The organism is Roseburia amylophila, from assembly GCF_025567465.1.
Classification (GTDB): Bacteria; Bacillota; Clostridia; order Lachnospirales; family Lachnospiraceae; genus Roseburia_C; species Roseburia_C amylophila.
The window spans coordinates 41501-53415 of record NZ_JAOQKI010000014.1 but is presented as its reverse complement, the minus strand read 5'-3'; the positions used below and the strand labels follow the sequence as shown (position 1 = coordinate 53415).

14 protein-coding genes and 1 pseudogene are annotated in these 11915 nt (G+C 38.4%); 12 read left to right on the top strand and 3 right to left on the bottom strand.

The features are described from left to right. The first annotated feature begins 40 nt into the window (after nt 1-40). From OCV43_RS09925 to OCV43_RS09905, 5 genes are all read left to right on the top strand, one after another. Nucleotides 41-418, top strand: coding sequence for a translation elongation factor Tu domain protein (locus tag OCV43_RS09925; RefSeq protein WP_021748087.1), 378 nt, complete (start codon nt 41-43; stop codon nt 416-418). Nucleotides 419-914: 496 nt separating this feature from the next. Then, a complete protein-coding gene (gene ltrA, locus OCV43_RS09920; protein WP_262623997.1) occupies nt 915-2210 on the top strand; it encodes a group II intron reverse transcriptase/maturase in 1296 nt (431 codons plus the stop codon). A 365-nt stretch (nt 2211-2575) separates the two neighbouring features. Beyond that, entirely contained in the window at nt 2576-2815 is a 240-nt protein-coding gene (locus OCV43_RS09915) for a DUF6061 family protein (protein WP_005604353.1), read from the top strand. Nucleotides 2816-3072: 257 nt separating this feature from the next. Beyond that, complete coding sequence (locus OCV43_RS09910; RefSeq protein WP_005604351.1) at nt 3073-3342, top strand: autorepressor SdpR family transcription factor; 270 nt, start codon at nt 3073-3075, stop codon at nt 3340-3342. Next, the gene (locus OCV43_RS09905; RefSeq protein WP_005604349.1) at nt 3339-4025 is read left to right on the top strand and encodes an SdpI family protein; all 687 of its coding nucleotides are present in this window, start codon (nt 3339-3341) and stop codon (nt 4023-4025) included. Before OCV43_RS09910 ends, OCV43_RS09905 begins: the two co-directional genes overlap by 4 nt. A gap of 85 nt (nt 4026-4110) precedes the next feature. On the opposite strand, the gene OCV43_RS09900 is transcribed toward OCV43_RS09905, so the two are convergent. Next, entirely contained in the window at nt 4111-5637 is a 1527-nt protein-coding gene (locus OCV43_RS09900; RefSeq protein ID WP_005604347.1) for a MobA/MobL family protein, read from the bottom strand. Nucleotides 5638-5988: 351 nt separating this feature from the next. Continuing rightward, a complete protein-coding gene (locus OCV43_RS09895) occupies nt 5989-6219 on the bottom strand; it encodes a helix-turn-helix domain-containing protein (protein ID WP_005604346.1) in 231 nt (76 codons plus the stop codon). A gap of 175 nt (nt 6220-6394) precedes the next feature. On the opposite strand from OCV43_RS09895, the gene OCV43_RS09890 reads away from it, so the two are divergent. Further along, on the top strand, nt 6395-7015 hold the full coding sequence (locus OCV43_RS09890) for a helix-turn-helix domain-containing protein (RefSeq protein WP_005604344.1): 621 nt from the start codon (nt 6395-6397) through the stop codon (nt 7013-7015). A gap of 84 nt (nt 7016-7099) precedes the next feature. Then, the gene (locus tag OCV43_RS09885) at nt 7100-8398 is read left to right on the top strand and encodes a tyrosine-type recombinase/integrase (RefSeq protein ID WP_012744117.1); all 1299 of its coding nucleotides are present in this window, start codon (nt 7100-7102) and stop codon (nt 8396-8398) included. A 242-nt stretch (nt 8399-8640) separates the two neighbouring features. Here the strand turns inward: OCV43_RS09885 and OCV43_RS09880 are convergent. After that, a pseudogene (locus OCV43_RS09880) lies at nt 8641-8782 on the bottom strand (ATPase); the annotation flags it as partial. 226 nt (nt 8783-9008) lie between these two features. Between OCV43_RS09880 and OCV43_RS09875 the strand changes: the two are divergent. The 5 genes from OCV43_RS09875 to OCV43_RS09855 all read left to right on the top strand — a co-directional run bounded on the left by OCV43_RS09875 (nt 9009) and on the right by OCV43_RS09855 (nt 11859). Then, nucleotides 9009-9434, top strand: coding sequence for a GNAT family N-acetyltransferase (locus OCV43_RS09875; RefSeq protein WP_262623996.1), 426 nt, complete (start codon nt 9009-9011; stop codon nt 9432-9434). Between the two features lie 28 nt (nt 9435-9462). After that, nucleotides 9463-10089 carry an alpha/beta fold hydrolase gene (locus OCV43_RS09870; RefSeq protein WP_262623995.1) on the top strand — a complete coding sequence of 209 codons (627 nt, stop codon included), beginning with the start codon at nt 9463-9465 and terminating at the stop codon, nt 10087-10089. A gap of 131 nt (nt 10090-10220) precedes the next feature. Continuing rightward, complete coding sequence (locus OCV43_RS09865; protein WP_262623994.1) at nt 10221-10604, top strand: VOC family protein; 384 nt, start codon at nt 10221-10223, stop codon at nt 10602-10604. Between the two features lie 207 nt (nt 10605-10811). Further along, nucleotides 10812-11477: a helix-turn-helix domain-containing protein gene (locus OCV43_RS09860; protein WP_262623993.1), complete on the top strand. Its 666-nt coding sequence runs from the start codon at nt 10812-10814 to the stop codon at nt 11475-11477. Next, nucleotides 11470-11859, top strand: coding sequence for a hypothetical protein (locus OCV43_RS09855; protein ID WP_022242644.1), 390 nt, complete (start codon nt 11470-11472; stop codon nt 11857-11859). The genes OCV43_RS09860 and OCV43_RS09855 overlap by 8 nt, the downstream gene beginning before the upstream one ends. The last annotated feature ends 56 nt before the right edge of the window (nt 11860-11915 follow it).

Below are 11915 nucleotides of genomic sequence, written 5' to 3'. Positions count from 1 at the left end.
CAGGTGAAATCTCAATCGGGATTTATAAAGGAGAAACACTATGGGATTATTTGGTAAAAGCAAAAAAGAGCGAGAAAAAGAGTATATGAACAGATTAGATGTTCCATTATGTTTAAAAGAAGACTTTGAATTGATTATTGATGATGTATTTACAATTATGGGGGTTGGAACAGTTGCCACAGGAAACATATCAACAGGAATGTGTAGAGAAGGAGAAAATGCGTGTGTTTATAAAACAAATGGAGGTGTATTAGAGACTATAATTACTACCATCGATATACATACAAAAGAACGAAAATCAAATGGTTGTGGATATAAAACAGAGCATGTTGGACTTGGGTTAAGAGGAGTTTCTAAGGAACAATTAGAAAAAGGAGATAGAGTGATTGTAAAGAATGCCAATATGTATGGAATGTAATTACAAATTCCAGTTGTGCGCCCAGCTAAGGGTGTGTAGTCAAGCCGGTGGGATTCCGGTTTATCCAAGGTTTAGCCAACCAGATAATAGCGAGTCTTGGGATGATGCCGGTAACGGCATCTGACAAGCGTAGACAGCAAGAAAGCAGGGTTGAATAGTGATTGAGCTTCGAAACGTTAACTTCAGTCGGTCGACGTCTTAACTGGTGCGGAAGACAATATCATGTAATGCGATATGGCGAGTGTTATGTGGCACTGCGGAGTCAGAGAACCAATCATGTTTTACATTGTGAATACACATCAACTGGGGAGAACCTGCCATTTCTCGAAGAAGAGTATGAAATTGCAACTGAAAACGGAGTATTTCAAATGAATGGTAGGTGGTCGGACAATCCCATAGTACTGTAGAAATCGGGCAATGCCGATGGAGGGAAGGGGATTGCATAGTAAAGGTCTTACTGAGGACACATTATCCGTACTCAGGGACGGAGGAAATAATGGAAACGAAATTAGTAAGAATAGCTGAGATATCGGCAACATCAAAACATCCTATATTTACATCAGTGTACCACTTGATAAATGAAGATATGCTAAAGCAATGCCATAAGGAATTAGATGGGAACAAAGCAGTCGGAATTGACAAGGTAACTAAGGATGAGTATGGGAAGAACCTTGATAGAAATATCAAGGAACTGGTACAGAGGTTGAAAAACAAATCCTTTAAGCCTCTTCCGTCACTGAGGGTATATATACCTAAAGGAAATGGAAAGAAACGACCATTAGGGATTGCTTCCTATGAAGATAAGATTGTACAAATGGCAGTGAAGAAAATACTGGGAGCTATTTATGAACCGAGATTCCTAAACTGCATGTATGGATTCAGACCGAATAGGGGGTGTCACGAAGCAATAAAAGAAGTATACCAACGGATAAGCTATGGAAAAATCAGCTATATCGTAGATGCCGATATCAAAGGTTTCTTTGACCATATCGACCATGATTGGATGATGAAGTTCCTTGAATGGAATATACAGGATAAGAACTTATTGTGGCTAATACGTAAATACCTTAAAGCAGGAATAATGGAGGAAGGAAAATTCGAGCCAACAGAGGAAGGTTCGGCACAAGGCTCAGTAATGAGTCCGATGCTTGCAAATATATACATGCATCATGTGCTGACGCTGTGGTTTAAGCTGGTGGTGCAAATGGAAATGCAGGGAGAGTGTTTTCTCGTCAACTTTGCGGATGATTTTGTTGCAGGATTTCAATATAAGTCAGAAGCTGAAAGATACTATAAAGAGTTAAAGGAACGAATGGAAAAGTTTGGACTGGAGCTGGAAAGTAGTAAAAGCAGACTGATTGAATTTGGGAGATTTGCAGAGCAGAATCGTAGAGCAAGAGGAGAATGTAAGCCTGAAATATTTGATTTTCTGGGGTTTACATTCTACTGTAGCAAAACTCGAAAGGGAGGTTTCGTGCCAAAGGTACAGACTTCAAGAAAGAAGTTTGAGCAAAAGGTTAGAGCATACAAGAACTGGATTTATGACAATCGAAATCGACCAATGCGAGAAATAATTAAAGAGTTGAACGTAAAACTAATTGGACACTATCGGTATTATGGTGTTACATGGAATTTTCGGAAGATAACAACATTCCTGCATAGAGTACAACAGTTTCTATTCAAAGCCATGAATCGAAGAGGTTGTAGACGGGCATACACATGGAATGGATTTGTGGAAATGCTCAAGTATTACCCGTTAGCAAAACCTAAAACGTACTATTGTTTATATTGAAGCGAATGTTACTATGAGGAGCCGTATGCGGGAAAGCCGCACGTACGGATCTGTGAGGGGCTAAGATTGAGAGGTCTTAGTCTACTCGACTTGATTTGACTTAATTCATAACATTTATTAACTGTTATATCTTATCCTCGTGAAGTCCGCAACCCCTTGAAAATGCTAAATTTGTAGCGAGTGAGTTTGCCCTTACGCTTTCCCTTGTGTTATATCCTTTTCCCTCATGTTACGAATGCTCACAAGGGCAAAATTAAGGGAAAGAAAATCCAGTAACAAATTATAACATGAAATGAAAATGGCAGGAAGAACGGATTGAAATGCTTTCAAAACTTTTAGAAAATTAAGGAAAGGACAGATAAGATATGAGATTGATTTATGCAAGATATAATCCGCAATGTAATAGCATAGATGTAACCACGTTTGAAAATGTAGTGCTTAGAATTGATTGCAATAAGGCAGAGGAAGGATTGAGAACTACTCCCGGCTCCCAGTGTTCGTTGAATGCTTTGGCTATTGATAATCCATTAGAATATGCAAGATTATACTTGGATGGAGAAATGCAAGTATGGGTTGATGCAGAGGATCGTTTAGATACGTGGTGATTTTGCTAATATAATATCATGATAGAGGTCTAGTACTAAAAATTCCAGAAAAATATATAGAACGTACGGTTATTCCATAATAAGAGGCAGGAATCTTAAGTTTCTAGATGTTTGAATTTTGCCTTAAGGTAAATAGAGAGGACACATTGATTTTTCAGTGTATCCCCTCTATTTAAAATTATTTTTAAATAGTTCTTGCACAAAAACAAATAGCATGCTAAAATCTATTTAAAGAAAGTTTTAAATAGGTAAAAGATATGGGAGAAACTAACATTTTTAAAGTATTGGCAGATAGCCAGCGAAGAGACATTCTTATTATGTTGAGAAATGAACGATTAAATGCCGGAGAGATTGCTGAAAAATTACAGATTACACCGGCTGCTCTTTCTTATCATTTAAAATTACTTAAAAACGCAGACTTGATATCTGAATATAAAGAGAAAAACTTTGTTTATTATGAAATCAACACTACGGTTTTCGATGAATTAATTATATGGGTTAACCAGTTTGGAGGAAAAAAAGTATGAAAAAAATAATGTGGATAGTAGCAATGATACCAGTTGTAGTTACAAGTGTTGTACTACAGTTTATGCCTGATATTATACCTATGCATCATGACTTGGAGGGAAACACTGACAGATGGGGAAGTAAAACAGAAAGCTTTATTTTTCCGGTAATTATTTTGTTTATTACACTGTTTTGGCACTTGCTAATCTATGTGTTTGAGAAAAAATCAAAAAATGCAAATACAGAAAAGGAACAGATGGAAGCAAAATCTTCTGCAAAGGTATTATGTGTTGTAGGAATTTCGCAAGCAATCATGTTCGGGATTATGCATTATTTTATTCTTTATTCTTCTTGGATACAGGCAAATGCAGGTGGTGAACATGCGGTTATTGACATTGCAAAAGTTTCATGTATTTTGTGTGGTATTATATTTATTGTATTAGGAAATTTTATGACAAAGGCAAAACGAAATGCAGTAGTGGGAGTTCGAACCGTTTGGAGTATGCACAATGATAATACATGGAGAAAGAGTAACCGCTTTGGTGCAATATGTATTATTATTACGGGGTTATTGACTATCATTACAACCGTATTTACAAGTGGGATGACTGGCACAATCTTTATGTTGATTTATTTATTATTAGCAACAATTGTAACTGTGGTATACTCAAAAAAGATATATGATAAGGAAATAAAAAAATAATTTGTATCTTTATGCGAGAGGGTGAAATTCCAGTCTTTTACGGAGAGATAACAAACGAAGGGAGGCAATTGCCTCCCTTCGTTTGTTATCTACTCCTTCCACGGTTTGGTGGAGAATATGGTCTTGTTAACTCTCGCTCCTTTATGTCCTGTTTCTTAGATATAAGCCTATCGTGTAGAGACTGTGGCTTTTCTCCATACCGTTGTTTCCAATTCTTAAGGCTGTCCTGATAATCCCCATAAGCTGTCTCTGACTTATGAAATGCTTTGTAGAAGGCTTCCGCATTCTGATACCCGTATTCCTTTACGATATGGGATAATCGGGCTTTCATTCGGGAAATACGTTCCTCCAATCCGGCTATCTCTGTTGAAAGTTCGGAACGCCTTTTTGCTTTGAAGATACCTTTGCTGTCGGACAGTTCAATTTCAAGGTCACTTCGCTGTTTCTCAAGTGCAAAAATTGCTTTATTCTGTTCTTGCAGCTTTTGATAAATTTCGCATAAGTGCTTGTAAGAAACTGCTTCCGGTGATGGCTGTGGTCTTGGCGGTATGGCAGGCTTTGGTGTATCTGTCTGCTTTCTGCTTTCTTCTGGTACAGCTTTCTGCTCTTTGAAATCTGTGTTCTCCGGTCTTGCTTCAAGCTCTTTGGAAATTACTTTATCTGCAAGCTCCAGAGTTTTGAGAAATACTTTGGAGATTAACAGTTCTAATACTGCAATGGCAGTACCGATAATGGAAGATAACAGATTCGGTCTGTTTCCGTAAAGCCATACGGATTCCACAATCTTGTCCGTTATCCGTTCCTTTTTTATCTGCATGATTTCTGACTTGGAAACACCCGTTACAATCGCTCTGTCAACAGTCTGATTCCACAAGGTGCGTTTACTGTTGTCTGCCTCAATCTCGGTGGCTTTCGGATTGTTCTTACCAATCTTTTTGGTGGCAAGATACATACCGCCACGCTCAAAAACTTCTAACCGCTGGCTTTTATCCCACACATACTGATTGATAAGATTGGTATAATCCTGCTTGACGGTATCAAGGAAATTTTCAGCCTTGAAGTGTTTATCCTTAATGGAGAAAATCTGTCTTTCGTATACCTCACCTTTGTGAATCACCTTACACCTTTTACGGATATTTCCTTCTTCATCAAGTATCTCTTTCTTGGTGCGTACATGATTTCCCTTTTCGTCATAGAACATATTGCGGGTGGCAACCTTTTCTATGGGCTGTTCCAAGAGTGTACGCTCCGAAAAAATGAGATGGATGTGATAGTTGGTTTTCCGCTTATTGTGATGCAGGGCTGCGATACAGTCCGTTCCGTAAGTCTGTCTGAAATGGTCTGTAAATATCTGCAACAGTCTGTCTGGAGGATACTCCGTAAAAGATTCCGGCAGGGCTATGATCAATTCCCTTGCCTCAATACATTTCCCCTCCGTACCGTTTTTTTTAAATTCTGCCTGATTATATTTTGCAAGGTCAGTCCAAAAATTACGGTCTGTGGTTTCATATACCGCATACAGATTTTCCTGCTTCTTTGGGCTTGAAATATAATAAATTCTTCCCCGGACATTGTGGAGCTTCGTCATCTGAATAAATGAATTTCTTGGCATGTGCTTCCTCCTTTCCGTATCTGCCAAGTACGAAGCTGCAAGAAATGAGGATGGGAAACTTTCTAATGTGAAAGTGAGTAGGCTACATAGGTAGCCTGTCTACGAACATATCCGCCTGTCGGCGAAAAGCTCCCAGCAGGGCGAAATACACAGAGTACAAATCGTAAGATTTGTGCGAGGGGTGTATTTCGCTCTCAAACGCCGAGGGCTTGTATAAAAAAGTTTCTTCCCCACTTCTTAAATTTCCGGTTGTATCTTAGAGGAAGCACATGGTATAATCTATTTGCGTGTAGGTATATCATGGCTTCGGTCAGATACATACCTTAGGGATGGTCTTAGGACTGTCCCTATTTAATTTGTCACATTTCTTGTGACAGCTCTGACATTTCCTTTGTCCCTTAAGTCCCTGCCTTCATTGGCGGTCATGAACTTTTCAAGCATATCCGTTTTGATAAGGACTTTCCGTCCTACCTTCAATACCGGAAGCTTTTTCCATTCTACCAGTTTCCGCAGGGTATTTCTGCCGATACCCGTATAGTCGGCAGCTTCCTCAATGGACAGTGCAATCTTCACTTCTGTCATTAAAACACCTCCTCTTGAATTGCATAATGCAATTTTGTAACTATGCCTACTATATAACTTTTATATCTTCTTGTCAAGCGTTACGAAATTTTAAAAGTAATTATTAACTTGCATATTGCAATGCTACTTTTACTGTGTTATACTTTAGCCATACCGAAAAAGGAGGCGTATCAGAATGAAAGATAAAGAATTACGCAAGTTAATCGGTAGCAGGGCAAAACAACGCAGACTGGAATTAGGTGTCAACCAGCCTTATATAGCAGAAAAGATGGGAGTTACCGCTTCCACCATACAGCGGTATGAGGCAGGAACGATTGACAACACCAAGAAGCTTGTTCTGGATGGTCTGTCGGAAGCACTTCATGTATCAGTGGAGTGGCTGAAGGGCGAGACGGAAGAAATGACAAGTGATGTTACGGATAAAAGGGAATTACAGATTCGTGATACCATGACTTCCATTCTCTCCAAACTGCCTTATGATATGAAGGCAGACGAAGCGGATTTTTCCAAAGATTTACTGCTGCTGATGTTGAAGGAATACGAATTATTCGTTGATTCCTTTCAATATGCCTGTAAGAATTTTAAAGGGAATACGGAAGATGCCACAATTGCAAAAGTAATGGGGTTTGAATCCAATCAGGAATATAATGAGATTATGTTCCTTAGGGAAATCACCCATACGGTAAACGCACTGAACGACATGGGCGACATTGTAAGGCTCTATTCCAAGAATCCCGAAACGGCAGCCGTAAGGCTTGCAAATCTTCTTTCAGAGAAAGACTCCGAACCGGTATAGATTAGACAACCGGAGTTATGATATACTTACACGCAGAAAGCATTTCATCAGTTCCGATTGTCGATATCGAAAGGAGTAACGATTATGGCAAAAGGTTCTGTAAGAAAGAAAGGCAAGAAATGGTACTACCGCTTCTATGTGGAAGATGCAAGCGGTAATCTGGTGCAGAAGGAATTTGCAGGTACGGAAAACAAAAGCGAGACGGAAAAGCTGTTGAGGCAGGCAATGGAGGATTATGAAGCCAAGCGGTTTGTTGCAAAGGCTGAAAACATCACACTCGGAGAGTTGCTTGACCTGTGGGCTGAGGAAGAATTAAAGACAGGCACATTGAGTAATGGAACGGTTGGCAATTATCTTCAGACAATTGGGAGAATCAAACAACACCCTATCAGCAAAAGGAAACTGAAAACGGTGACTTCGGTACACCTGCAGGAGTTTATGGATTTGCTCTCATTTGGAGGCACTGTGGGAGATTTTATATCAAAAGGATATTCCATTGATTATGTAAGGTCATTTTCAGCAGTATTGCAACAGTCATTCCGGTTTGCGGTATTTCCGAAACAGTTTATTACCTTCAATCCAATGCAGTATGTGGTGATGAGGCATAAAAAGGAAGAAACAGATTTGTTTGCGGATGAAACAGCCACAGACAGAGACAAGGTTAAACCGCTTTCCTTTGAAATGTACCGGAAACTGATTGAACAGCTTGGAAAACGAAGTGGGGATGCGATTCTTCCGGTTCAGATAGCATACTTTACAGGTCTCAGACTTGGAGAGGTAGCAGGTCTGACATGGCAGGATATCAACCTTGAAGAACAGTATCTCACTGTACGCAGGAGCATCCGCTACAATGGTGCTACCCATAAGCACGAAATCGGTCCGACAAAGTGGAAAAAGATCAGGGTTGTTGACTTTGGCGATACCCTCGCAGATATTTTGAGGAATGCAAAAAAGGAACAGCACAAAAACCGTTTTCAGTATGGGGAACTCTACCAGCGGAATTTTTACAGAGAAGTAATGGAAAAGAATCGGGTGCATTACGAGTATTATCATTTGGGAATGACAGAGAATGTGCCGGAAGATTACACCGAAATCTTCTTTGTATGCTTAAGGGAGGATGGTTGTCTGGAACTTCCGGCAACCATAGAAACAGCCTGCCGGACAGCAGGAAGAAAAGTACCGGAGCTTGAAGGTTTCCATTTCCACACACTGAGGCATACCTACACGACAAACCTCTTATCCAACGGGGCTCAGCCTAAGGATGTGCAGGAACTGTTAGGACACTCAGACGTGAGTACCACCATGAATGTCTATGCCCATGCTACAAGGGAAGCAAAGCGGACTTCCGCAAGACTTCTTGATAAAGTGGCAGGCAACGATTAAACAACTGAATAATGAATTTTCCCTTGTAATTATCCCATAAGGGCAAAAACAAGGGAAAAGGATACATATATAGAATTTTCAATGGCGGGAAGCCTTGAAAATAGGGGAAAGTTAAGAGAGTTAATAGATAAATTCCAGTTTGATGGAGAAAAAATCATTCATGCCCTATGTTATATAGTTTTTGTATGTTTTCAGGAAGACGCCTTTATATAGTTCGTTTTGCCTTCCTGATAATGTTCTTACACATAGGCGTGTAAGGAATGGTGTTCCTTGATTTTTTTCATACGCCAAATCCATGAAGTCGATGAAGATAATCTTGATGTCAGTAGTACCATTCAGTTCAATGATTCTATCGATATATTTTGCTCTCGTGATTGTTTTTATATAGTCCCCCACTTTTAAAAACACAATTTTTTTATTTTTTGAAAGTGGAAACTATGTAAAGGCAACCCGAAGGCTGCCCGGACATCAAAGCCTATAGAAACGCTCAGAGGCTGTTTTACAGTGGGGAAAAAGAAAAAATATCAAAAAATTGATGATTAATGGTGAGCTTGTTATAGAATGAAAAAAGAGAAAAGCAGAAAGGATGCAGTTGTGGAGAATATTTGTTATGATTAGAAAGTTGCTGAACGGAGATATCAATAGAGTTGCTGACATATGGTTAAAGACAAATCTGAAAACGCATTATTTTATTTCCAATCAATACTGGAAAAGTAATTATGAATTAGTGAAAGAAATGATGTCACAATCCGAAGTCTATGTGTTTGAAATGGATAAGATGATACAAGGATTTGTAGGACTAAATAATGAATATATTGAAGGTATTTTTGTTTCTGAAGAAATGCAGTCATGTGGCATAGGTAAGCTTTTATTGAATTATATTAAGGATAAAAAAGATAGATTACAATTAAATGTATACCAGAAGAATGCCAGAGCAATTTCTTTTTACCAAAGAGAAGGGTTCATTATTCAATGTAAAGGTTTGGATGAAGCTACTGGTGAAAAAGAATACACTATGCTATGGAAACAAAAATAGAAATCAAAATTTGACGGAGTGACAATATATGAAGTATTTATATTTGCATGGATTAGGGCAAAAACCAGACAGTTGGAATAGAGTAATAAAAGAGACGAAAGTATCGAAAAGCAGTTGCAGTTTGAGTTTATCAGAGCTGTTAGAAAGGAAATCTGCTACATATAAGGAATTATATTCAGCATTCTCATCAGAATGCGACAAGGAGAACGAAGAAATTGTCTTGTGTGGGCTTTCTCTAGGAGCTGTTCTGGCACTTAATTATGCGATAGACCACCCAGATAAAGTAAAGGCACTCATATTAATTGCAGCACAATATAAAATGCCCCGAAAATTATTGAAAGTTCAGAATATATTGTTTCATCTTATGCCGAATTCGGCATTCAATAAAATGGGCTTCAAAAAAGCAGATGTTATTAAACTATGTGGTACGATGGCTGAATTAGATTTCAGTGACTCACTGCATAAGGTGTCTTGTCCGGTATTAATCGTTTGTGGAGAGAAGGACAATGCAAACAAAAAAACTTCAAAAGAACTTTGCCATTATCTGAACAATTCCTACTTCCATGAACTTATGAAAACAGGTCATGAAGCAAACATAGAAGCCCCGGAAGAGTTGGCGATTGTGTTGCAAAGATTTTATGATAGTATCAGTTAACTTCCTGTTTGTGAGGATTGCACCATTTGTTCTTATTGCATCTGTAATTGGAGTTGTACTCACATATAAAGAAGTTAAAATGGAAGCAGAACAGGAAAAGAAAATTAATAAAAAGATAGGAAAAACAAACTATGAAAATCGAACATATTGCATTATATGTAAATAATCTGGAAGAAGCAAGAAATTTTTTTGTGAAATATTTTGATGCAAAATCAAACGATGGATATCATAATTTTCAGACGGATTTCCGCTCTTATTTTCTTTCATTTGATGATGATACACATATAGAGATTATGAATAAACCAGAAATGTCGGATTGTCCAAAAGAGCTTACTCGTACCGGATATGCGCACATTGCTTTTAGCGTAGGCAGCAAAGAAAAGGTTGATACTTTGACGGCAGAGTTAAAGGCAGATGGTTATGAAGTTGTCAGCGGTCCAAGAAAGACTGGAGATGGTTATTATGAAAGTTGTATTGTTGCATTCGAAGATAACCAAATTGAAATTACAGTCTGAAAAATAGGAGGCACAAATCGGAAATGGACGAGGTTTGGAGAGATAATAAAAAAGCAGGCAATGCAGGAAGAGAGGGAAAACCTTGAATCCTGCATTTTTATACGCACTAAACCAGGAGTAGAGTGCAAAAATATCGAAATTCATATAGAATAAAGGTATCAAAATATCAGGGAGGAGAAGAAGTCCGGCAAACGGACGAGGATGGGTATGGATAAAGAAAAAACAGGCGAATATATCAGAAACCTTCGGAAAAAGAAAGGCTGGACACAAATGCAGCTTGCAGAACAGCTTCATATTTCAGACAAAGCAGTTTCGAAATGGGAGCGCGGAATCTCATTTCCGGATATTGAATTGATGGAAGAGCTGGCACAGGTATTTCAGGTGGATGTTGCTGATATTATCCGGGGAGAAGAGGCTGGCAGGGCAGAACATACGGTAAATGAGCTGGTAAAAGATACTATAGATATTGCAAAGAGGGAGAAAAAAAGACAGATACGAAAGTACCGGTGGGTGTTGTGTATTCTGTTTGTGCTATTTGGAGTTTTAATCGGATACAGTGTAGAGAACATTCAGAAAAATTATATTTTAGAATATCATTTATGTATGAATGCAGTGGTTGAATCGAAGGGTGAAGTGATTTATGTAAGAGAGACAGATGCAAATGGAAAAAATCCTGGAAAGGTATATCGTCTGGCGCAAGATGATGCAATCCCGGTAACATTACCGGATGGAAGTGCCGGAAGGTTTAAAGATATTAAAGAAGGACAACATATTGAAATCTGGTATTTGGGACACCGGGTATTATGGAAAAATGCATGGATACCGGGAGTAGAAGAAGTAGAGATTACAAAGGAGGTTAAAAAAGATGTATAGAATAAAAAAAGTAATTTGTTGTGTGATAGTATTGGCAATATTGGGGAGTATGCCAGTAAATGCAAAAGAAGTATTACAGAATGAAAATGAGGCATGGGATATAGAAAAAGGAAACGCAAGAACTATATTAATAATTACAAAAGATGTTTGGAGTCCCTCTGATAGAGTGTGTGTACGGGCAACATTACAGATTCAAGATTCATATAGCCAGATAGTGGGAATATCAAATGTAGAAATATGCGGCTCGTTAGCAACAGGAGTATCAAATATGAAAGCAAGTACACCTAAAATATGTGCAGATGGAAGTTATGCTACAGTAGAGGTAACATATAAATATAAAGGCAAAAATTATCATGAAATATGTACGTTTTATCCAAATTAGAAATAGGACATAAAGGGAAAGAGTGATTGCGTTAAAATCAAAGGATTTCTTTGTCT